This is a genomic window from Halorussus vallis (assembly GCF_024138165.1).
In the GTDB taxonomy this organism is placed as follows: domain Archaea; phylum Halobacteriota; class Halobacteria; order Halobacteriales; family Haladaptataceae; genus Halorussus; species Halorussus vallis.
The window spans coordinates 175,269-197,698 of the sequence record NZ_CP100001.1; the positions used below are offsets into that span (position 1 = coordinate 175,269).

General features: G+C 67.8%; 21 protein-coding genes. 11 read left to right on the forward strand and 10 right to left on the reverse strand.

The features are described 5' to 3' along the window. Nucleotides 1–28 precede the first annotated feature (28 nt). From coxB to NGM07_RS21005, 4 genes are all read left to right on the forward strand, one after another. On the forward strand, nucleotides 29–796 hold the full coding sequence (coxB, locus tag NGM07_RS20990; protein ID WP_253521005.1) for a cytochrome c oxidase subunit II: 768 nt from the start codon (nucleotides 29–31) through the stop codon (nucleotides 794–796). Further along, nucleotides 793–3,384, forward strand: a complete 2,592-nt coding sequence (locus tag NGM07_RS20995; RefSeq protein ID WP_253521009.1) for a cbb3-type cytochrome c oxidase subunit I — start codon at nucleotides 793–795, stop codon at nucleotides 3,382–3,384. The genes coxB and NGM07_RS20995 overlap by 4 nt, the downstream gene beginning before the upstream one ends. A gap of 32 nt (nucleotides 3,385–3,416) precedes the next feature. Then, complete coding sequence (locus NGM07_RS21000; protein WP_253521011.1) at nucleotides 3,417–3,677, forward strand: cytochrome C oxidase subunit IV family protein; 261 nt, start codon at nucleotides 3,417–3,419, stop codon at nucleotides 3,675–3,677. Between the two features lie 107 nt (nucleotides 3,678–3,784). Continuing rightward, nucleotides 3,785–4,981, forward strand: a complete 1,197-nt coding sequence (locus NGM07_RS21005; protein WP_253521013.1) for an outer membrane protein assembly factor BamB family protein — start codon at nucleotides 3,785–3,787, stop codon at nucleotides 4,979–4,981. A 24-nt stretch (nucleotides 4,982–5,005) separates the two neighbouring features. On the opposite strand, the gene NGM07_RS21010 is transcribed toward NGM07_RS21005, so the two are convergent. Both NGM07_RS21010 and NGM07_RS21015 read right to left on the reverse strand, forming a co-directional pair. Further along, entirely contained in the window at nucleotides 5,006–5,302 is a 297-nt protein-coding gene (locus tag NGM07_RS21010; RefSeq protein WP_253521015.1) for a DUF7410 domain-containing protein, read from the reverse strand. Between the two features lies 1 nt (nucleotide 5,303). Then, nucleotides 5,304–5,747, reverse strand: a complete 444-nt coding sequence (locus tag NGM07_RS21015; RefSeq protein WP_253521016.1) for a hypothetical protein — start codon at nucleotides 5,745–5,747, stop codon at nucleotides 5,304–5,306. A 607-nt stretch (nucleotides 5,748–6,354) separates the two neighbouring features. Between NGM07_RS21015 and NGM07_RS21020 the strand changes: the two genes are divergently transcribed. The 4 genes from NGM07_RS21020 to NGM07_RS21035 all read left to right on the forward strand — a co-directional run bounded on the left by NGM07_RS21020 (nucleotide 6,355) and on the right by NGM07_RS21035 (nucleotide 9,065). After that, a complete protein-coding gene (locus NGM07_RS21020) occupies nucleotides 6,355–6,753 on the forward strand; it encodes a hypothetical protein (RefSeq protein ID WP_253521018.1) in 399 nt (132 codons plus the stop codon). Continuing rightward, nucleotides 6,754–7,242 (forward strand): hypothetical protein, encoded by a 489-nt coding sequence (locus NGM07_RS21025; RefSeq protein WP_253521020.1) that lies wholly within the window; start codon nucleotides 6,754–6,756, stop codon nucleotides 7,240–7,242. Nucleotides 7,243–7,331: 89 nt separating this feature from the next. Continuing rightward, nucleotides 7,332–7,616 carry a hypothetical protein gene (locus tag NGM07_RS21030; protein ID WP_253521022.1) on the forward strand — a complete coding sequence of 95 codons (285 nt, stop codon included), beginning with the start codon at nucleotides 7,332–7,334 and terminating at the stop codon, nucleotides 7,614–7,616. 213 nt (nucleotides 7,617–7,829) lie between these two features. After that, complete coding sequence (locus NGM07_RS21035; RefSeq protein WP_253521023.1) at nucleotides 7,830–9,065, forward strand: glycoside hydrolase 5 family protein; 1,236 nt, start codon at nucleotides 7,830–7,832, stop codon at nucleotides 9,063–9,065. A gap of 64 nt (nucleotides 9,066–9,129) precedes the next feature. Here the strand turns inward: NGM07_RS21035 and NGM07_RS21040 are convergent, their stop codons facing one another. The 3 genes from NGM07_RS21040 to NGM07_RS21050 all read right to left on the reverse strand — a co-directional run bounded on the left by NGM07_RS21040 (nucleotide 9,130) and on the right by NGM07_RS21050 (nucleotide 10,672). After that, on the reverse strand, nucleotides 9,130–9,453 hold the full coding sequence (locus NGM07_RS21040) for a tRNA-binding protein (RefSeq protein WP_253521025.1): 324 nt from the start codon (nucleotides 9,451–9,453) through the stop codon (nucleotides 9,130–9,132). A gap of 55 nt (nucleotides 9,454–9,508) precedes the next feature. Further along, on the reverse strand, nucleotides 9,509–10,162 hold the full coding sequence (locus NGM07_RS21045) for a right-handed parallel beta-helix repeat-containing protein (RefSeq protein ID WP_253521028.1): 654 nt from the start codon (nucleotides 10,160–10,162) through the stop codon (nucleotides 9,509–9,511). Between the two features lie 360 nt (nucleotides 10,163–10,522). Next, nucleotides 10,523–10,672, reverse strand: coding sequence for a hypothetical protein (locus NGM07_RS21050; protein ID WP_253521030.1), 150 nt, complete (start codon nucleotides 10,670–10,672; stop codon nucleotides 10,523–10,525). Between the two features lie 143 nt (nucleotides 10,673–10,815). Between NGM07_RS21050 and NGM07_RS21055 the strand changes: the two genes are divergently transcribed. Both NGM07_RS21055 and NGM07_RS21060 read left to right on the forward strand, forming a co-directional pair. Continuing rightward, nucleotides 10,816–12,744 carry a DEAD/DEAH box helicase gene (locus tag NGM07_RS21055; protein WP_438267721.1) on the forward strand — a complete coding sequence of 643 codons (1,929 nt, stop codon included), beginning with the start codon at nucleotides 10,816–10,818 and terminating at the stop codon, nucleotides 12,742–12,744. A 98-nt stretch (nucleotides 12,745–12,842) separates the two neighbouring features. Then, nucleotides 12,843–13,967: a right-handed parallel beta-helix repeat-containing protein gene (locus tag NGM07_RS21060; RefSeq protein ID WP_253521032.1), complete on the forward strand. Its 1,125-nt coding sequence runs from the start codon at nucleotides 12,843–12,845 to the stop codon at nucleotides 13,965–13,967. Between the two features lie 44 nt (nucleotides 13,968–14,011). Here the strand turns inward: NGM07_RS21060 and NGM07_RS21065 are convergent, their stop codons facing one another. The 5 genes from NGM07_RS21065 to NGM07_RS21080 form a co-directional block, all read right to left on the reverse strand. Next, entirely contained in the window at nucleotides 14,012–14,482 is a 471-nt protein-coding gene (locus NGM07_RS21065; RefSeq protein WP_253521034.1) for a hypothetical protein, read from the reverse strand. A gap of 105 nt (nucleotides 14,483–14,587) precedes the next feature. Beyond that, on the reverse strand, nucleotides 14,588–14,983 hold the full coding sequence (locus NGM07_RS21070; RefSeq protein WP_253521036.1) for a response regulator: 396 nt from the start codon (nucleotides 14,981–14,983) through the stop codon (nucleotides 14,588–14,590). Continuing rightward, nucleotides 14,980–15,108: a hypothetical protein gene (locus tag NGM07_RS25385; protein WP_256525532.1), complete on the reverse strand. Its 129-nt coding sequence runs from the start codon at nucleotides 15,106–15,108 to the stop codon at nucleotides 14,980–14,982. Before NGM07_RS25385 ends, NGM07_RS21070 begins: the two co-directional genes overlap by 4 nt. Nucleotides 15,109–15,268: 160 nt before the next feature. Further along, the gene (locus NGM07_RS21075; protein WP_253521038.1) at nucleotides 15,269–16,963 is read right to left on the reverse strand and encodes an ABC transporter substrate-binding protein; all 1,695 of its coding nucleotides are present in this window, start codon (nucleotides 16,961–16,963) and stop codon (nucleotides 15,269–15,271) included. 3 nt (nucleotides 16,964–16,966) lie between these two features. Next, complete coding sequence (locus NGM07_RS21080) at nucleotides 16,967–18,241, reverse strand: APC family permease (protein ID WP_253521040.1); 1,275 nt, start codon at nucleotides 18,239–18,241, stop codon at nucleotides 16,967–16,969. 583 nt (nucleotides 18,242–18,824) lie between these two features. Here NGM07_RS21080 and NGM07_RS21085 point away from each other — a divergent pair. Further along, nucleotides 18,825–22,370, forward strand: a complete 3,546-nt coding sequence (locus tag NGM07_RS21085) for a COG1470 family protein (RefSeq protein WP_253521043.1) — start codon at nucleotides 18,825–18,827, stop codon at nucleotides 22,368–22,370. Nucleotides 22,371–22,430 lie beyond the last annotated feature (60 nt).

The following is a 22,430-nucleotide window of genomic DNA, read 5'->3' on the forward strand; positions in this document are numbered from 1 at the left end:
AAGTCAATGCACGTTGGTGACATTTATCATGGTACCGCCGGGCACGCTCTCGGCCGGCGTCGCGACGCAGATGGTCGGTCCCGACGGTCTGATTCCGACGGGGTCGAGAGTGGTAGTTTTCCGACAGATTTTCACGGTGTTCCTGGTGCTGGGGACGCTCGTCGGAGTCGTCGTCGTCAGTTACATGGTGTACAGCGCGTACAAGTATCGCGAGGAGGGCGGGCGCGGCGACGTCCAGGCTTCGCGACCGGGCCAACTCCCCTCCGAGAGCGGGGGCGGCCGGAAACTGTTCGTCTCGTTCGGGTTGAGTACGGTCATCGTCGTCTCGCTCATCCTCTGGACGTACGGAACGTTACTGTACGTCGAGGGCAACGCCGCATCCGAGGACGGCGACGAGTTCGAAGTGGAGGTGCGCGGCTACCGGTTCGGCTGGGAGTTCGTCTATCCGAACAACCACACGACCACGGGCACGCTACGAGTGCCCGCCAACGAGACGGTCAACCTGCGGGTCACCTCCGAGGACGTGTTCCACACGTTCGGCGTCCCCGGTTTACGGGTGAAGACCGACGCGATTCCCGGTCAGTGGACAGACACGTGGTTCACCGGCGAAGAAACCGGCACCTACGAGGCGCGGTGCTTCGAACTCTGCGGGGCGGGTCACTCCTACATGACCGCCGACGTCGTGGTGATGGAGCCGTCGGCGTTCGACCGGTGGTACGCCAGCACGGCGAACAACTCCAGTAGCTCTGCCGGCGGAGCGAACGCGTCCGCCGTTCGCGGGGAGGTGGTCGGATGACCGAGAAACCGACGGACGACGACCTTCGTTCCGACGGTGGCACCGCCGACGTCGGCCACGGCGCGGACGAGGACCACCACGGTCTGCCCGCCGCCGACAGCCTCAAGCGCTGGCTGGTCACGACCAACCACAAGGACGTCGGCATCCTCTACACCGTGACCGCGCTGTTCTTCCTGGTGTTCGGCGGCGTACTGGCGCTGCTGTTGCGGGTACAACTCTGGACCCCCGGCGAGGGCATCCTCGGCCCGATGGGGTACAACCAGGCGGTTTCGGCCCACGGCCTCATCATGATCTTCTGGTTCCTCTCGCCGTTCGCGTTCGGCTTCGCCAACTACGTCGTCCCGCTCCAGATCGGCGCGAAGGACCTGGCATTCCCGCGACTGAACGCGCTGTCGTACTGGCTCTACCTCTTCTCGGGCCTGTTGCTCGGCCTCTCGTTCTTCCAGGGCGGCACTTTCGCCGGCGGGTGGACGATGTACGCGCCGCTGAACCTGCCGGTGTACACCCCCGACATCGGGGCGAGCACGGCGGTGCTGGCGCTCGTGCTGTTCGTCGCGTCGGTGACGGTCGGGTCGGTGAACTTCCTCACGACGATGCACCGGATGCGCGCGGAGGGGTTGACGCTCCGGCGGATGCCGCTTTTCACCTGGACCATCCTGCTGACGACCTGGATGATGCTGTTCGCGTTCGCGGCGCTGCTGGCGGCGCTGATGATACTGTCCTCGGACCGCCTGCTCGGCACCCAGTACTTCGCGGCGACCGGCCACGCCGGGTCGCTGCTGTGGGCGCACCTCTTCTGGTTCTTCGGCCACCCCGAGGTGTACATCGTCTTCTTCCCGGCGCTGGGCGTGATGGCCGAGTGCTTCCAGACGTTCACCGGCCGCCAGTTGGTCGGGCGCAAGTGGTTCATCGCCGCGATGGTGCTGGTCGCGCTCCAGAGCTTCCTGGTCTGGATGCACCACATGTTCCTGACCTCCATCAACCTCGAGGTCAAGACGCTGTTCATGGCGACCACCATCGGCATCTCGCTGCCGTTCGACCTGATGGTGTTCGCGCTCATCTACACCACCGTCAAGGGCCGGGTGCGGTTCACCACGCCGTTCCTGTTCTCGTTCGGCGCGCTGGTACTGTTCATCATCGGCGGCATCACGGGCGTGTTCCTCGGCGCGGTCGTGCTCGACTACGAGTTCCGGGGCACCTACTGGGTGGTCGCGCACTTCCACTACGTGATGGTCGGCGGGGTCACCGCGCTGGTCGGCGGCCTCTACTACTGGTACCCGAAGATGACCGGCAAAATGTACGACGAGTTCCTCGGGCGGGTCCACTTCGCGCTGTACTTCGTCGGGTTCAACCTGCTGTACTTCCCGATGTTCGTCGCCTGGGAGACGCCCCGCCGGGACTTCACCTACCCCGAGGCATTCGTCCCGCTCCACCAGCTAGCCACCGTCGGCGGGTTCGTGCTCGGCCTCTCGCTCCTCGTGATGTTCTACAACCTCGCCAAGAGCCTCAAAGTCGGCGAGGAGGCCGGCGACAACCCCTGGAAGTACTCCCGGACGGTCGAGTGGGCGATTCCCTCGCCGCCGCCCCTGGAGAACTTCCCCGGCAGGCCGACGTTCACCAGCGGCGCGCTGAAGTTCCTCCGGCCGGGAACCGACCGCGCACTCGAAGGCGGCGAGCGTCCGGACGTCGAAGTCGCCGACGGCGGCACCTCGACCGACGGTGGTGCGGTCCAGGCGAGCCGGGAGTTCGCGGCCGAACCTCGCGACCACGACGGCCACCACGAAGCGGAGAGCCACGCCAGCGTCTGGCCGTTCGTCGTCGGCGTCGGGTCGTTCCTCACCCTGCTGGGCCTCTCGGGGATGCAGAACGCCAGTTTCCCGTCGGGACTCGAAGGCGCGGCGTACGTCGGCCTGTCGGTCGGCGGCCTCGTCGTCGTCCTGGCGGCGCTGGTGGCGATGGGTCGCGAGCGGTTCGTCGGCCCGTCGGGGCCGTTCGGCGAGAGCTGGCCGTTCGAGGCGGTCGAGAACGGGAAGCTCGGCATGTGGCTGTTCCTCGCGTCGGACGTGGTGCTGTTCGGCGCGTTCATCGGCTCCTACGCGTTCATCCGTGTCGCCGAGGGCTGGACCGACTGGCACCACCTGATTCCGGCGGCCCACGTGCCGTTCCCGGGCCTAGTCAACACCTACATCCTGCTCACCAGCAGTTTCAGCGTCGTGCTCGCGCTCGTCGCCGCCGAGCGAGGGAGCCGGTGGGGGCTGATCGGGTCGCTCGGACTCACTTTCGGGCTCGGCGTCGCCTTCCTCGTCAACAAGGCCCTGGAGTGGCTCCACCTGTTCCACGTCCACACCGAGGCGTTCCCCCACGGGTGGGACGTCGGCACCAACGTCGCGTCCTCGACGTTCTACCTCACGACGGGGCTCCACGGCCTGCACGTCATCGCGGGGCTTATCGTCACGCTCTACCTCCTCGCGCGGGCGTGGAACGGTGCCTACCTCGACGACGACCGGCCGATAGAGTACTTCGGCCTCTACTGGCACTTCGTCGACATCGTGTGGTTGTTCCTGTTCCCGCTGTTCTACATCCTCTGATCGCGAGTTCCGAAAAACGCCAACACCCAACCATGTCACGGTTCAAACTGTACGTCGGAATCTACGTCGCGCTGTTCGTCATGGCGACCGCCCAGTTCCTCGTCGAGTCGGCGAGGCTGGCGTACGACGTCGCCTTCGCCGTCATCATCGCGCTGTCGTTCGCCAAGGCGCTGCTCGTGGCGGTCTACTACCAGCACCTCCGCTGGGAGCCCCGGTCGGTGTCGTTCGTGATGGCGACCGGATTGCTCGCCGCGCTGGCACTGACGACGGCGGCGGCGTATTCGATACTCTGAGGGGCCGAACCGGCGGTCCTCAGCCGGCCCGCGACCGTCGGCATCGTCCCGGATTCAGCCCCGGCGTGTCACAAAGATTTTGCTTCTTCGAGGGAATCCTCCGTCTGATGCCCTCCTCACGACGACGGTTCCTCGCCGTCACCGCCGCCTGCTCCGGAGCCCTCGCGGGCTGTGCGGGCCGCGTCGACACCAAATCGTCGTTCTCGCCCGGTACCGACGACGCGACCGAGTGGCGGTTCCCCGACTACGACCGCTGGTCGAGCGCATACAGTCCCGACGCGGTCGCACCGCGGACCGGCGTCACGGAGCGCTGGACGGTAGAAATCCCGGGTGCGAACGACCGGCCCGTCGTCGCCGATGGAACCGTCTTCGTGCCGGCGATAGACGGCCTCGTCGCACTCGACGTCGCGTCCGGCGACCGGCGCTGGTCGTTCTCGCCCTCCGACCAGTCGTGGGCGCGTTCGCCGACGGTGGTCGACGGGACCGTCTACGCCGGGTTCGCCGACGAACGCGGCCTCCGGGCGCTCGACGCCGAGTCGGGCGACGTTCGGTGGTCGGTCGAAACCCGCGGGCGGGTGAAGGCCGAAGTCGTCCCGAGTCGAAACGGAGAGCGCGTCTACGTCGGCGACACTACCGGTCGAGTGTACGTTCTGAGAGCCGCCGACGGCACCGTCGAGCGCACCTACGACGCCGTCGGTCAGGTCACCGCACTCGCCGCGGGCCGGGTGACGGTCGTCGTCGGCACGAACGGCGGCGAGGTCTACGAGTTCCACGACGACGGCGACGCGTTCTATCCGCTCTGGCGCCGCCGCGTCGCGGGCGGCGTCCAGGACATCGCGGTCGAGGACGGCGGGTCGGTCCTGGTTTCGGTGTTCGGCGACTACGTCTACCGCCTCCGGAACGGTGCCCACGCCGGAACGAACCGGTGGCGCGCCGAGTTCACGGCCAACGACTTCGCGGCCGCCCGGTCCCGCCTCGTCGGGACGAACCTCTCCTCGACGGCGAGCATCGGACTCCGGGACGGCGAGAAGCAGTGGTCGCGGTCCGGCGGCGCCAGTTGTGCGCCGGCCGCGGCGGGCGACACCTTCTACGTCGGCGGCGATAACGAGGACTCGACGGGCGGCTACATCGTCGCCTACCCTCTCGACGGAGGCGACGGTCCCTTCCGCGACGGACCGAAGCCCCGGTGGAAACGCGACCTCCCGGGCAGGCCGACCGGCGGACTGACCGTCGCCGACGGGGCACTGCTGACCGTGACGCGGGGGTCCGACGCGGACCGGGCGTGCGCGTTCGACCCGGCCTGAGTCTCCGCCCGAGTCGATTCTCGCCTACCCCGACGCCTGCATCGCCGCCACCGCCATGTAGCCGAGCAGGAGGAACGCGTAGAGCGCGACCAGCGTGGCGACGGTCTTCAAGTGGTAGACGAACAGGTCGTCGGCTTCGGCCTCCCGGGCGGCCTCGTAGGCCTCGCGCTGGTCGTCGGTGACCGACTCGGGGTGGTCGACGCCGAGATGGAGCGCCCGGAGTCGATCGGTGCGGAACGGCCGACCGCAGTGGGGACAGCGGGCGGGCGTCTCGCCGTCGGGAACCCGAAAGTTCGGGTCGGCCGTCGAATCGACCGCCACCTCAACCACCCATCACCAGCGAAATCGCGACGGCCGTCACGAGCAGCAGTCCGGCGGTCCACGCCGCGGCGAGCGTCGCGAAGGCGTTTCCGTAGCCGCGGTACCTGACGGTGCCGCGGACGCCCCAGACGAGGTAGCAGACGAGGAGCGCGCCGAGCGCGCCGGCGACGACGACCCACGACGACGCCGAAACCGAGACGACTCCGCTGATGAGCGCCACCGCGCCGCCGCCGACGGCGACCACGAGGAAGAGGAACCCTGCGGTCCAGACCGCGGGCGACTCGGTCAGTCGCGCCGGGTGTTCCGTCCGCGGTGCGGTCACGTCGGCGGCGTCGCGACGCCAATCCTCAATGCGGCCCACGAAGAGCCAGACCGCTATCAACAGTAGGCCGGTCACGAGCGTACTCGCCAGATACGTCGATACCGCCACACGAATCACTTCCAACGTATGTGTTAGACAGTAACAAACATAAACGTTCGCGTCAGTTCCGGCGGCGTCGCCGCACACCTCGCCCGACGAAGCTCGTCATTCGTTACCATCGCTCAAACAACTTTAATATACTACCCCCTGAACGATTTGACACGTCGATGGCCCGGACCGTCCGGGCCGGAGGTTACCCGATGAAAAGCCCACTTCACTGGACGCCGGCCGCCGTTGGCACTTTCGCCGACAGCGGCGCGTCCGGCATTCCGATGTCCGCCGGGGACATTGGAACGGTGGGCACCGTGGGCAATGCGCGGCACACCGCGTATGGCCCAGTTCGGACCACCCCGACCGCGTAGGCGACTGCGAACGCGGCCCCCGAGGGAACGACCTTCGGACGCCCGCTCGCAAGTGCGCCGGGTTGGCCCGCTTCTCGTGACACTCACCTCACGGAAGCGGCCAGCGTGCGTCGGTCGGGGAGGTCGCCGGATTCTCGCCTAGACCGCCGCACGTACGCCCGGAGCCGAATCGCCGTTCCGTCGGTCGGATTCGACGGACAGAGACATCCATGCCCCGACAGCGCCGCCTCGCGGCGCCGGGCGAACGCCCGTCGGGAGGGAGGACGACCATGAACGAACGAATCCACGCACGAACCATCCACGTGACCGCCGACCTCGAACTCGAAGTCCCGCGCGGCCGCGACGGCACGCTACAGGACGGCATCACGGCCGTGCTCCGCCGGAGCGCCGCGGTCGAACGCACGGAAGTCGCCGCCGTCCGCGGCGTCAAGCCGACGCTGAACGACCTCCAGGTGGACGCCACCGTCCGCCTGACGGTTCGCCTCGACGAGTCCGTCGACGACGAACGCGCCGCCGTCCGCGAGACGGTCGCCGACCAGTTCGGCGTCCGATCGATTAGCGAGGTTCGGGAGGCGAAAGCCGACCGGACCTCGGACGACGCGAGCGGCGGAGCCGCGAGCAGCGAGGTTCGCGAGGAGCGTGAAGCGCTCCGCGCGAGTCTCGAATAAGTGAGCAGTGAAACCGCGAACAGCGAGGTTCGGGAGGCGAAAGCCGACCGGACCTCGGACGACGCGAGCGGGTCGGCACGACCCGTGAGCGACGCAACGCGCCTCGCTTGCGCTCGGCCCGTCTCGATGAGCGCCGTACCACCGGCGGTCGCCACAGTACAGCACCACGACCACCACCTTATCGAATCTACCGTGCGATACCACACGCCCGCGCCGTCTCGTACCGAGACGGCACCGACCCGAAGCGCCGCCGCACCGACGCTCGGCCGACCGCGAACCGCCGCGGCCGCCGTCGCCGCGACTGCGGCGACGGCGGCCGCGAGTTCGATAGCCCTGAGCGCGGTCGTCCTGGCCTTGCTGGCGCTCTCGCACCCGCTGGCGCTGCTGCTGGCGGCCGCCGCCCCTGCGGCGGCCGCAGTCACCCTGCCCGTCGCCGCCCTGCGAGTAGCCCGGGTCGTCGCCCGGCCCCGACCGACGACCCGCGGGTAAGCGGTCCCGAACCGACCCACAGGCCCTTCTTACGCGGTTCGCAGGACGACCATAACAATGGAAACGCCGGCCAGAGGTACGACCGTCACATGAGTTTGCTCGACGACCTCACGGGGAAGCGGACGGCGAACGACGACGGACGCGACGGCCGCCCCGCCGAGCGCGGCGAGTCCGGCCGGACGACGAACAGAGGCGACAAGACGACGGCGGACGCGAACGCCGGCGGTCGGGGTCGGACCGACCGGAACTCGGACGGAACCGCTACGGGCCGGGACGGCGAACACGTCTGTGCGTTCTGCCGCGCGACGTTCGACGCGAGTCGCGGCGACTGCCCCGAGTGCAGCGCCCGAATCGTCCTCCGCGGCGAGCGGTGACGACGACGAGAGTGCAATCGGACGAAACTGTTATCTGAGTGACCATCTGAACCTTCGAGCGACGGCTGACGCGGAGACGGGCGAATCGCGACGGGCCTCGGCCGGTGTGAAACTGTTTCTCAGGGCTAAGCACGCCGAAAGCGGCTGTTACGCGGGGACCTGTCGCAAAACGTAACTACACTTTTACACGCGTCGGTCACGTGGCACGTCCCAATGACCAGTCGGTACACGCGCAGACGATTCTTGGGGGCCGGCGTGACGGCCGGACTACTCGGCACCGCCGGTTGCGGTGCTCCGGCCGACCCGCGGGGGAGACAGAGCACCGGCGGAACCAGCGGCGGTTCGAGCGAGAAGACCCCGAAGACGCCACAGAACCGGCCCGAGACGCCCATGACGCCCGAACAGCAGGTCGAGCAACTGGACCCGCTCGACGTCCGCGGCGCGCTCTACGTCCCCTCGCGAGCCTGGAACACCTACCAGATGTGGCACGAGTACGACGAGACGGTCATCGAGCGCGACCTGGGGTACGCCGAGCAGGTGAACATCAACGCCCTCCGGACGTGGGTGAGCTACGAGCAGTGGCTCGAAGACTCCGAGAAATTGGAGAAGCACCTCGACCACTTCCTCGGGGCCGCCGAGGACCGCGGCATCCGGGTCCTGCTCGGCCTGTTCGAGAGCGTCGGCAAGGAGCCGACCGAGAAGAATCTCCACAACCACGACCCGCTGACCGCCCCGCCGGTCCAGTCGCCGTCGAGCGAGGTCATCCAGAACCGCGGCGAGTGGGACGAGCCGAAGCGGTTCGTCAGGTGGTTCATGGACCGCTACGGCGACGACGACCGCCTGCTGGCCATCGAGGCGATGAACGAACCCGGGTGGCTCCCGACCATGAAGCGGTTCGCGAAGGGAATGTTCGAGGAGATGGCGCAGAACCGCGGTTCGGCGCCGCTGACGGTCGGGTCGACCAGCCTCGCCAACAACGCCGAGTACGTCGACTGGGGCGCCGACGTCCTCCAGATGCACTACAACTTCCCGAACAACAAGCGGGTCTACCACGAACTGCTACCAGACGCGAAAGAGCTCTCGAAGGACCTCGACAAGCAGGTCCTGTTGAGCGAGTGGCAGCGGGTCGCCGATTTCGGCTGGGGCGGCGCCTCGACCGTCGAACAGTGGCAACCCGACTACGCCTCGCTGGCGCCGGTCATCCACCAGCACGGCGTCGGGAGCTTCTTCTGGTCGCTGATGGTCAAACCCGCCTACGTCCGCTACATGCGCAAGCGCGGCATCATCAACGGTCTGTTCCACGAGGACGGCGCGGTCTGGAACCTCGAAGACGCCAGGGCCATCAAGGCGATGTCGGGCGAGTCGGCGAAGGTGGACGCAACGCAGCGCCGACAGTGGCCCGAGTGGGCGATGAAGGTCAAGCGCCACGCCTTCGGGAAGGACGCCTGAACGGCTGGGAACCGGGAGACTCCACCACCCAGTCGGGCGGTGGGTCCTCCGGTCCCTCGACCGTTCAGTACAGTGTCCCGCCCGGTGGCACGTCGTCGTCCGGGCCGACCAGCACCGGGTGGCCGTCGGCGTCGGGCACGCCGACGGTCAGCGCCTCCGACTTGAAGCCGGCGATGGTGACCGTTCCGAGGTCGGTCGCACAGAGCACCTGCTTACCTATCAGGTCCTCAGGGTCGTAGTTGTAGCCCGTCTGGGCCGCCGACCGAACCTCGCGGTCGCCGAGGTCGATCCACAGTTTCGCCATCTCGGGCTTGTTCGTCTCCGGAAACGCCTCGGCATCGGTGACTTCGCCGACCTGGAACGTCGTCTCGAACGGACTCTCGACCATGGTCGCGGTACGAAGCCGGGAACCAAAAAGGTCGGCCGAAAGCGACGGGAGTCGGTTACGCGCTCTCGTTGCTCGACCCCGAACCGCCGGAGTCCGAACCTGCACTTCCCGAACCGCTACTGGCGGCGTTCGCTCCGTCGATGTACTTCACCGCGACTTCGTTGCCCCGGACCTCGTTGTTCTCGACGTTCACGCCGTTTCCGGGATCGACGTAGATGCCGATGAGGTTCTCCTCGACGACGTTGTTCGCCACGGTCGAACCGCTCGCGTTCTCCAGTTTGACGCCGTAGGCGTTCGAGAACGTCCGGACCTCGCGAATCTCCGCCGAGCCGTTCCGGACGTAGATTCCGTAGTGCCAGTCGTTGACCTCAAGGTTCCGGATGGTCACGCCGGTCGCGCCGTCGACGGTGATGCCCTTCGTGTGGCTGACGCCCCGACCGTCGAGCGTGTGGCCCTTCCCGTCGAGGGTCACGTCGTCGGCCGCGATTCGGATGCAGGGCTTCGAGATGGGCGTCTTCCCGCCGTTCTTCACGTCGCTCGTGAGGACGTACTCGCCGGACTGCTTGATGGTCGTACACGAGTCGATGCGGGTCGGCGCGTTCGTCGCGTCGGCCGGGCCCGTCAGGCCCGCCGGCACCGCGGCGACGACGCCGACGACCGCGAGCGCGACGAGCACGAGGGTGCGGGCGTCGCGGGGACTCACTCTCATGCTCGCCCCATCTACGGAGAGACAGTTATAGCCTCGTGGCGGTTCCATCTCACAACGGGTCGAATCGTCGATTTAAGCGCCACCTAAACGCGGGCACGGCGGCGCGGTCGCTCTCGTCCGACCGCGCGGCGGTGACCGAGCCGACGGTCGTCGAATCGGCGTTTCGAACGTCGACCGCAGAAGCGAACCAAATCGATTATCACACTGTACCGAAGCCGCGTCGTAGCGATACCGTACCGCATCGACCGCATTGTCTCGACACCGGACCGCACCAACAGCACCGTCCCAACGCCGCACCGCATCAACGCCGCCCGAACCGACCGCGGCCGGCGCACTGCGCCGGCCACGGTCGACGTCTCCTCAGAGGCTGTCGGTGCGACACTCTTCGCACATGGCGACCGTCGCCGTGATCTGCCCGCCGTCGTCAGCCGGACTCACTTCCACGAACGTCACGGGGACGTACTCGCGGCAGTACGCACACCGCTCGATAGCCGAAATTTCCGTGTCCATACCGGCCCCTCAAACCGGGGGTACTCAAAGCTTACCCTGTTTGTCAGCCTATAGGAATAAACCTTTCGGCCGTTTGTCGACTATCTATCCCCCGTCGCCCGCGAACACAAGTCGTTTGTTCGCCCCACCCCTAGCCCGGCGCAGTGACCGAGCGAGCAGAAGACACGACCGACGGCGGAGCGGCGACCGACGAGGAACGGCCGGAAGACGGCGAGCGCGCCGGAGACGCCCGACCGAGTTCCGACCCCCTCGACGTGGAGGCGTTCCACGACGCGGTCGAGGAGATGGGACGGCCCGTCGTCACCGCCGAGGAGGTCGCCCGCGCGCTCGACCATTCGCAGTCGGACGCGGCCGAGGCGCTCGCGACGCTGGCCGACGGGGAGGGCGTCGAGCGAGTGGACGTCTCGAACGACCCCGTCGTCTGGTATCCGACCGACTGGGGGGCGCTGGCCGACCGCGAGCGCGTGGTCGTCTTCCCGAAGCGCCGGGAACTGGTCGTCGACCAGCCCAGCCAGTTCACCCGCGCCCAGTTGTCGCAGTTCGCCCACCTGGTCGACACGACCCGGACGGGCGGCTACCTCTACGAGATTCGCCAGGAAGACGTCTGGAACGCCCCGCACGACGACTTCGAGTCGCTGTTGGGGACGGTCAGAGACGTCCTCCCCGAGCGGTCGCCTCACCTCGAAGAGTGGCTGGAAGGCCAGTGGAAGCGCGCCCACCAGTTCACCCTCCGGACCCACGAGGACGGCTACGTCGTCCTCGAAGCCGCGAGCGAGGACCTGATGGGCAACGTCGCCCGCCAGAAACTCGACGACGGCCAACTGCGGGCGCCCATCTCCGACACCGAAAGCTGGGTCGCCGCCGAGTCGGTGGCGGAGGTCAAGCGAATCCTCTACGAGGCGGGCTACCCCGTCCAGGACGAACGCGACCTCGAAACCGGCGAGGCGCTGGACGTCGAACTCCGCCTCGAACTGCGGCCCTACCAGCGCGAGTGGGTCGCGGAGTTCGCCGACGTGAAGGCCGGCGTCCTGGTGGGACCGCCGGGCAGCGGCAAGACCGTCGCCGGGATGGGCGCCATCGAGGCGGTCGGCGGCGAGACGCTCATCCTGGTGCCGAGCCGCGAACTCGCGACCCAGTGGCACGAGGAACTGCTCGCGCACACCAACCTGACCGAAGACCAGGTCGGCGAGTACCACGGCGGCACGAAGGACGTCCGACCGGTGACGATAGCGACCTACCAGACCGCCGGGATGGACCGCCACCGCCAACTGTTCGACCAGCGCGAGTGGGGACTCATCGTCTACGACGAGTGCCAGCACATCCCGTCCCGGGTCTTCCGGCGGTCGGCCGACCTGCAAAGCAAACACCGCCTCGGACTGAGCGCCACGCCGGTCCGCGAGGACGACAAGGAGGAGGACATCTTCACCCTCATCGGCCCGCCCATCGGCACCGACTGGGACGCGCTGTTCGAGGCGGGCTACGTCCAGGAACCCGAGGTCCAGATCCGCTACGTCCCCTGGGCGTCCGAGGCCGACCGCGAGGAGTACGGGAGCACGGTGGGCCACGAGAAGCGACAGGCCGCCGCGAGCAACCCCGCGAAGATTCGGGAGATCCGCCACCTGCTGGCCGAACACCCCCACGCCAAGGCCCTGATATTCGTCGAGTACCTCGACCAGGGCGAGGCGATAGCCGAGGAACTGAACGTCCCGTTCATCAGCGGCGAGATGCGCCACGCCCGCCGCGAGCACCTCCTCCAGGAGTTCCGGTCGGGCCAGCGCGACACGCTGGTCGTCTCGCGGGTCGGCGACGAGGGTATCGACCTCCCGGACGCGGGTCTCGCCATCGTGGCGTCGGGCCTCGGCGGGTCGCGCCGCCAGGGCGCCCAGCGGGCCGGCCGGACGATGCGCCCGACCGGTAACTCCCGGATGTACGTCCTCGCCACGCGCGGGACCCGCGAGGAGGACGACGCCCGCCGGCGGATGCGCCACCTCTCGGCGAAGGGCGTCCGCGTGACCGAGGCCGACGCCGAGGCGGTCGCGGACGTCCGCGACCGCCTCGGCGAGCGCGAGTGACCGCGGCGGGCGCGCGTCGACACACCGACAGCGAGTAATCCGGATTACGGGCTTTTCCGTGGCGAATACCCTTGTGAACCGGAGTCGTCACGTCTCGCGTGCGCACGAGACTTCCCGAACCCGTCGCGACGGCCGTGGTCGCCATCGTCGTCCTGAGCGCAGCCTTCGGCCCGTCGGTCGCGGCTTTCGGTGCGTCTCCCGCGGCCTCGCCGGCGGCGAACGCCGCCGGCGAGGCCGCGACCGTATCGACGGCGCCGCGACCCGTCGACTCCTGCCGGGCCATCACCGAACCCGGCAGATACGCGCTCGTCGCCGACCTCCGGGACGTCTCGGCCGACCGGTGTCTCCGCATCCTGGCGAGCGACGTGACGCTTCTCGGTCGGGGCCACCGCATCGACGGTCGCGGCGACTTCGGCACCGCGGGCGTCGCCGTCGGGTCGTGGGGCCGGGGCGTCTCGAACGTCACGGTTCGGAACCTCACCGTCTCGGAGTTCGACGACGGCGTGCGCCTCACGAACGCCGACGCCGGGTCGCTCGCGGACGTGACCGCCGCCCGCAACCGAATCGGCGTGCTGTTGATGAACGCCAGCGACAACCGCCTCGCGGGCGTGCGCGCGAGAAACAACGCCGTCCACGGCGTCTCGCTCGCCGACGACAGCGACCGGAACCTGGTCGCGAACGCCACCGCCGTCGAGAACGCGCTGTTCGGCGTCCACCTCGCGGCCGACGCCTCGGACAACGTCGTCCGGAACGTCTCGGCCCGCCGCAACGAGTACGGCGTCGCGGTCGTCGGCGCCGACGGGAATCGTATCGCGGGCGGAGCGGCGGTCCGCAACCGAATCGCGGGCGTCTGGCTCTCGGCGGCCGACCGCAACCGGGTCGCCGACCTGCGCCTCTCGAACAGGTTCTACGGCGTCTGGCTCTCGGACGGCGCGTCGGCCAACGTCGTCGCGTCGAACGTCGCCGCCGACAACGCGGTCGGCGTCCGCCTGCGGGACGCCGACCGCAACCGAATCGTCGAGAACCGCGTGACCGGGAGTCGCGACGGCGTCCTGCTGATAGCGAGCGACCGAACGCTCGTGGCCGGCAACCGAATCGCAGAGAACCGGCGCGGAATCTCGGTGCTGGCGTCCGACGGCACGGTGCTCCGGAACAACGTCCTGCGCGACAACCGGCGCGCGGTCGTCGTCCGACGCGGGAGCGAGAACGTCACGCGCGAGTAGAGAGGCGGCGCGGGAGCCCTCGCCGGGGGACTGCGCCGGCGGTTTCACCACGAGGACGGCTGCCGGCGGAGTTCGTCCCTGTGTCGGTACGGATACCCTCGAATCCGGAGTTGCTCCGTCGCGTTCTCGGCGACTCGGTACGTGACCACGTAGGAGAACCCGCCGGGTTCGAAGAGTCGGTAGGCGTCGTTGACGTCGCCGCGACACCGGAGCTGAACGCGGAAACCGCCCGCCTCGGTCGGCGCGACCGACGTCGAGGTGCAGGTGGCTCGTACTTCGTCTCGACGGTCCAGCGTGTGCCCGCGCGCGGAGAGCATGTCGTTGCGGAGACGCATCCGCTCGTAGTCGACGATGTACGCGGCGGCGGTCGTTCGGTCGAGGGTCGCCGGACGCTCGGGGGCGAACGGAGGCCGTTCGCTGACGACGTTCGAGTCGTACGGCGAGTCGGCCACGACCAGCGTGGTCGCGCCGAGGAGCGCGACCCCGGCGACGAGGAGGACGGGGAGGGTTCGCATGGAACTGGCGTTGGCGGTAGTGGGCGGGGCGACCGGATAAGTTCGCGGTAAACTGAAAATTCGATTTGACGTACCGGCAGACGGCGAAGTTCCGTGGTCCGGTCGCTACTCGCTCGCCCGTCGGATGTACCGCAGCAACCCCCGGATGGTCGCCTGGAGGTCTGCCTTGTCGACCGGTTTCTCCAGCAGGGTGTGGACCCCCCGGCTGAGCGCCTCCTCGCGCATCGCGGGCGGGATGGACGCCGCCAGCACCAGCATCGGAATCCCGCGATCGTGGAGCTGTTCGCACCGCTTCCAGACGTCCTCGGTGAAGCCGTCGACGTCGAGGATGGCGAGCGCGATGTCGTCGCGGGTTTCGACGAGTCCGTCGAACTCGGGCATCGAGGTGGCGATCTCGACCGCGTACTCGCGTTCGCGGAGCATCTGGGCGAGGAGTTCGAGGTTGCGCTTCTGGCGGCCCAACGCGAGGATGAGCGCCGCTTTGCCCGAATCGTCGGTCATCGGTCACTCCCGTCGGCGTCCGCCGCCGCGGGCGTCCCGCGCAACGCGCCCCGCAGGTCCCCACCCGGGACTTCGTCCAGTCCGGCGGTCCCGGAGAAACTTCTATCGAGTACTTCGTCCGACATGGTCGTTTACTGTCCGTTCGTTCTCACCTTATCACCGTATGCTTAGGCCGGTAATACTAAAGGTATTTAAATGCTCTCCGGACCGGTCAGCCTGACGAGGGGAGCGCCGCGGGAGGCGAGTGACGCGGCGTCGCTCCCTCGGAACGAAGTCGGGCGGCCGTCACCGTTCCCGTAACGAAACCGACCCGTTCGGCGAGACGAGTCGCGGGTTGGCCTGCGAGAGCGGGTGGGGCCGGAACCCCTCCACGTGGTCCTTGACGGCGAAACTGTTGTGGAGCGTGTACGCCGGGAGGTGGACGCGGTCCTCCAGAATCGTCGTGATGGCCTGCTCGTAGGCGCGCTTGCGCTTCTTCCGGTCGGTGGTCCGGCGAGCCTCGTCGATCTTGGCCATCACGTCGTCGTTCTTGTAGAACGTCCCGTTGGTCAGCCCCTCCATGTCCTCGTGGAACAGCGGGTAGAGGAAGGTGTCGGGGTCGGGGTAGCCCGACCACGACCCGACGTACATGGCGTAATCGGACTCGTCGCCGCTCATGACCATTTTGCGGAACTGGTCCCAGGGGTACTTCTTGGTCCGGGCCTTCCGGAAGCCGAGTTTCTTCAGGCCGTGGACGATGGACTCGGCCAGTTTCTCGCGCATCTTGTCACCCGAACTCTTCGTCCCGGGCACCGCGACGAGCGGGTTCCAGGTGCTGACGCCCGCCTCCTCCAGGAGGACCTTCGCCTCCTCCTCGTTCTTCCGGCGGGGGATGCCCTTCCACTTATCGAGGGGCATGTTCCACCGCTCGGCGAGGCGGTTCGGTAGCGGACTGTGCTGGCGCGCGCCGGTCGGTCCCACCTGGTCGAATCCCGGCGGCGTGACGATGTGCTTCGCGAAATCGTCCATCGATAGCAGGCAGTCGACCGCCTCCCGGACCTTCGGCGACGACATCGGCTTGTCGCTGCAGTTGAAGCCGACGAAGTGGTAGTGGTAGCTCTTCGCGTGAGCGAGGTGGGACCCGCCGAACTGCTTCGTCGCGTCCCAGAGCTTCGGCTCGACCCGCTCGACGACGTCGTTCTGGCCGGTCTTCATGCTCATCGTGCGGGCGAGGCCGGCGTGGTTCGGCACGAACTTCACCTTCTCGACGGCGGGGTTCGTCCCCTCCCAGTAGTCCTTCCACGCCGACAGCACGGCGTACTTGCCGGGTTTGAGTATCTCGACCTCGTAGGGGCCCGACCCGATGGGTTCCTCCTGACCGAACGTCTGCGGACTCTTCCGGCGGACCGACTCCGGGACGATTTCGCGGGTCAGCACGTGGTCGAACGCCGGATATGGGTACTTCAGTTCGAACTCGACGCTGCGTTTGCCCGTCGCCGTCACCCCCTGCAGCATGTCGACCTGCCAGACCGTCGGCACCCGGCCGCCGCCCTCGTTCTGGCGGACCGGGACCTCGTAGGTGTACTTCACGTCCGAGGCGGTGACCTGCGTGCCGTCCTGGAACGTCGCGTCTTTCCGGAGTTCGACGGCGTACTTCTTCCCGCCGGCCTTCTTCTTCGGTTTCCCCTTCGCGAGGACCGGCACGAGGCTCATCTGTCGGTCGTAGGCGTACAGTCCCTGGAAGACCAGCGAGGCCACCTGGGCCGACCACGGGTCGTCGACGACCACCGGGTCGAGCGTTACCGGCGCGAGCACCTGCGCGTAGCGCAGCGTGCTCGCGCCCTGCTTGCCCATCACCTCCGCACAACCCGACAGCGACGCGCTCGCCGCCGTCGCGCCCGCCGCGCCCGCTCCCCGCAGGAGCGTCCGGCGGCTCAGCGTCTCGCGTGACGATTCGCCCGTCGCGATGTCGTCTTCGGTCGTCTGCGTGTCGTCGGTCATGGTTCAGTCGTGTTCGAGTCCGGGAACGGCCTGTTCGATCGGCTCGCGCTCGAAGTAGATCAGTTCGGAGCCGACGACGACGATGCTGATGAGCAATACGAGGTAGAACGTGCCCGGGTCGTTGAGCCAGAGGTTGTAGAGTAACAGCGGGAAGAACAGCCCCGTGCCGACCATCCCGACGACCGGCACCGGCGTCAGCAGGTCGTCGATGTCGTCGCGCTCGCGGAACGCGAGGTAGCTCATCGCGCCGAACACCGCGATGAACGCCAGCGACGCGAACGACGTTATCGACGAGAGGCTCCCGTAGACGGCGAACGCCGCCGACAGCGCGCCGAGGACGATCACGAGCTTCGAGGGGACCTCCTGGTCGCCGTCGCCCTGGAACTGCTGGGGGAGCAGTCCGCTGTCGATGAGGTCGCGGGAGAACTGCGCGCCGCTGAACAGCGTGGCGTTGACCGCGCTGGCGGTCGAGAACAGCGCCGACAGTCCGATGATGAACGCGCCCACCCGACCCATGAACGGGAGCGCGGCGTACAGCAGCGAAACCTCCGGAGCGACCGCGATGACCGACAGTTCGAGGATGCTGACGGTGGTGAACGCCACGAGGACGTACAGCAGGGTCGCCACCGGAATCGAGAAGTAGATTGCCTTCCGGATGTTCTCCTCGGGGTTCTCGAACTGGTCCTGGTCGTACATCAGCAGTTGCCAGCCCTGGAACGCGACGAACGACATCGCCGCGCCGATGACGGGCGAGAAGCCCAGCGAGCCGAAGCCGAAGGTGAGCGTCTCGGCGGTGAAGGCGTACCAGACGCCCCAGACGCCGAAGCCGCCGATGACCACGACCTTGAAGAACGTCAGCACGTCCTCGGCTTTGCCAGTCTCGGAGGCCCCCATGAGGTTGAGGCCGACGAACGCCGCGATGAGCAGGACCGAGATGGTGTTGGCCACCGGGACGCCCATGAAGTGGAGTCGGCCGATCATCTCGGAGAAGAACGACGAGAACGCGTAGGCGTACAGCGCCATCGACCCGATGTAGCCGAACAGCAGCGTCCACCCCGTCATCCCGGCGATGGTCGAGTTGCCGACGATGTCCTCGAGGTAGGTCGGCGCGCCGCCGTGGTCGTCGGTGAGTTCGTTCAGTTTGACGTAGCTGTACCCCGCGCACATGGCGATTCCCCCCGCGATGAGAAACGCGAGCCACGCGACCTTCCCGGCGATAGCCACGACGATGCCGAACGCGGAGTAGATGCCCCCGCCGATCATCCCCCCCAGCGCCATGGCTACGGCTTCCTTCAACCCTAGTTTCCCCATCGCTAGAATGGACACCACTTTCGCCCGTGAATCTAACGGCAGACGGGGCAAGCTATTTAAGTGAGGAGATTGCAAACGCCTAGCTTCGTGTGAACGCCTCGACCGGCGGACGTCTCCTCGGTTCACGGCCGGGCGTCGGTCGGCCGCGTCGCCGGCTTTCGTTACTCCTCGCACTTTCATTACTTCCCATGCGCGCGGTGCCCGCGTTGCGGCGTGGGCGCTGCGCGCTAACTCACTCGATACGGCGCTCCGTATCGGTACGGTGTTCCGCGGCCTACATGGCGTCACACTCGCCGACGACCGCGGAGGAACCGACCGGGACCGCCGGCGAACCGAAACCGTCCCGCGGCCGACGCCCCCGGGACGGCGATGCGTGCCGAGCGCGAGCGAGGCGTGCATCGCGTAAGCGGAGCCTGACAGGTCCGAAATACGAGTACGATAGTCCTACATGAATTCATCCGTCGCCTGACTGGACCCGTGAAAACCGCGGAAACCCGACAAACGGTGCATAACAAAGGGAAATACCGGAATACGATGGTCCACGAGTGCGATGAATGTAAACAGAGCAACGATTGCGAGCGTCGCGCTGACGCTGCTGGTCGTCGTGTCCGCGATTCCGACCGGACTCGTCGGACTCACCGGGACCGCGAGGGCGGACAACCCCGGCGGCGACTGGTACACCATCCGTCAGAGCGGCGAATGTATGGAAGTGCGGGCGTTCCCCGCCGACCATCCGAAGATGGTCCCCGAGGTCGTCGTTCGGGGGACGAACACGGTCGGCGACGTGACCGGCCCGTACAAGGACGAGGACTGGAACGGTCCCGAAACCATCGAGTCCATCATGGACTACCGCTACCGAGACGGCGACCAGGGCCAGACCAGTTACTACGCGCCGTACCTCAACAACCAGTACCGCTACGAGCCGTGGGAGTACGGCACCTACGGGCTGTACAACTGGTCGGCCAACGGCGAAAGCCACATGTTCTTCTACGAGAACGCCGACGGCGACGTGAGCATGGTCCTCCGCCACGACCGGATCTACGAGGAAACCGGAATCGCCTCTCACCGGAAGTACAACGGCGTCTACGGTAACGTCTCGGGCGACGGCTTCTTCGAGGAGTCGCCCGGCGGCGGTCGGGCCGACTTCACGTTCGACGGCCTCCCGAGCGGTGAGTGGGCGTACATCGACGATATGTACCGGCGCGCGGACATGGACGACGTCTACAACGACACCTCAGGGACCCGCTACGGCCACCGCGAGGCCAACTACACCTCCGAACCGCTCCGCGCGTACGATCCGACCGAGGACGGGGACACCTTCGACGTGCACTGGGAGTGGGGCCACGGCGGCACAGACGGTGGCGCCTACCGCGGTATGCAGAACCTCAACGGCGAAGCGCTCACCATCGACCCCGGATTCAGCAACGTCAATTCGTGGAAGGTCCGGACCAACGACGGCTCCGAGAACGGCGAGATGAAGACGCTTCAGATGGACCAGTCCCTCACCATCGAGGAGGGACGCAACTGCCTCGACTCGGACCTGAGCGCCGAACCGAGCGACACCGAGGCGGGCGGCGAGGTCACCTTCACCGCGTCGGGCGGCGGCGACGAGTACGCGTGGGACTTCGACGGTGACGGTGAGGTCGACGCGAACTCCACGTCGAACCAGATCACCCACACGTACAACGCGAGCGGAACCGTTACCGCCGGGGTCACCATCACCGCCGACGGGGAGACGATAACCGCGTCCACGGAGGTGACGGTCGGGCCGAGCGAACCACCCTCGGCGAGCATCGGCGTGAGCGAAGGCGACGGCGAGAACGTGCCCGAACACCACGCCGTGGGCGAGCAACTCGTCTTCCAGGCCAACGCCTCCGACGAGGGTAGCGGCGTCACCAGCGACTACGTCTGGCGGGTCGACGGGGGCGAGAACCGGACCGGCGGCGACACCTTCACCCACGCCTTCAGCGAGGCCGGCACGCACACCGTCAGCGTGACCGTCACCGACGGCGTCGGCAACCAGCGGACCGTCTCGACGGAGGTCGAGGTCGACGAACCCGACGGGACGAACCCCGAGGCTCGCGCCACGGCGACCCCGACGCGCCTGGAGGCGGGCGCGCCCGTCACCTTCAACGCCAGCGAGAGCACCGACAACTGGGGCGTCGCCTCCTACCGCTGGGAGTTCGAGGACGGCGCCACCGCGAACGGCGTGAACGCCACCCACGACTTCGACACGTCGGGCACTCACAACGCCACGGTGACAGTCGAGGACTACTACGGCAACACCGACACCGCGAACGTCTCCGTCGACGTGTTCGCGGCCGACACGCCCAGCATCGACCACGAGAACACGACCTTCCCGCGCAACGCGACCGAAGCCGGCACTCGGCTGACGTTCGAAGCGGTCGCGAGCGACAACGGGACGCTCACCTACGAGTGGCAGTTCCCCGGCGACGAAACCAAGATGGGCAAGCAGGTCACCCACGAGTTCGCGGAACCCGGCGAGAAGTCGGTGCTGCTGGTGGTGCGCGACGCCGCCGGCCGCGAGGATAGAAAGGAGATGAGCGTCGAGGTGAACGCCGCGCCGGTCGCCAACCTCACGGCGTCACCCGAGATCGTCAACGCCAGCGAGACGGTCACGTTCGACGCCAGCGGGTCGAGCGCCCCCGACGGCGGGGAGATCTCGAAGTACGAGTGGGACCTCGACGGCGACGGAACGTACGACGAGGAGACGAGCGCGGAGAACACCTCCCTGTCCCACGCGTACCAGAACGGCGGCACGTTCACCGCGAAGGTCCGAGTCCACACGGAGAGCGGACTCAGCGACACCGACACCGCGCAGGTCGTCGTGAAGGAGAAGGAGGCCATCACGGACCCCGGCGGCGGTAACGGCGGGTCCGGCGGCTTCGTCGGCGGCGGTGGCGGCGGTGGCGGCACCGCCGAACCGCCGTCGGTCGTCTCGGACGTCCAGAAGCAGGGGGCGAACGCCGCGGTCGTCGACGTGCGGAACGCCCGCGCGGGCAAGACGGTCGGCGGGTCGCTCCCCGCATCGGCGGTCGCCGCCGAGACGGGCGTCTCCTTCGACCGGCTCGCGGTCACCTTCGGCGACGACGACAGTCACGCGGCGTTCCCGACGAAGGTCACCGCCGACGCGCCGACGGGCGCGGCGGCGCTCTCGGACGCCGAGGCGCTGGCGTACCTCGAGGTCGACTCGAAGTACCTCGACGCGAGCCTCGACCGCGCGCGAGTCGAGTTCTCGGTGAACGAGAGCCGACTCGCCGGTCTGGCGAGCACCGAGGACGCGTCGCTGTACCGCTACGCCGACGGGTCGTGGGAGCGGTTGAACACCACCGTCGTCGAGCGGTCGGGCGACACCGCGCGACTGAAGGCGAGCGCCGACGGCGTCGGCACCTTCGCGGTCGGCGCGACGACCGCGCTCTCGGTCGCCGACGCGGAACTCTCGCGGACGACCGTCGCGAAGGGCGGCACGGTCGAGGCGACCGTGGCGGTCGAGAACGCCGCCGACGCCGAGCGGTCGGCGACCCTCGACCTGACGCTCGGCGGCGAGCGCGTCGCGAGCGAGCAGGTGACGGTGGCCGCGGGCGAGACGAAGAACGTTACCCTGTCGGCCGACGCGCCTGCGACCGGAAGTTACGAGGTCGCGGTTTCGGGCACCGACCTCGGGTCGCTCACGGTCCAGAAGCGCCCGCCCGCAGACGCGGCGGGCGTGACCGACCTCTCGCTGAACGCCTCGACCATCTCGGCGGGCGACTCGGTGGCCATCACCGCGACCGTCGAGAACACCGCCACCGTCGAGGTCACGAAGACCGTGACGCTGACGCTGTTCGGCGAGCAGTTGGCGACGAAGAACGTCACCGTCCCCGCGGGCGAAACCGAGCAGGTCCGGTTCGTCCAGCAGGTGGCCTCGTCGGGTGAGTACACGGTCGACGTCAACGGCGAGCGACGGAGCCTCTCGGTCCAGAGCGACCAGGAGAGCGACGGCCCCGTGGCGCCGGGAGTCCCCGGATTCGGCGTCGGCGTGACGCTGGTCGCGCTGGTCGCGGCCGCGCTCCTCGCGCGGTACCGGAGCGACTGAGGCGGCGATTCGCCCGTCGCGCCCGCTCCGGAACCGGGCCTTCGACGTACTTTTTTCCGT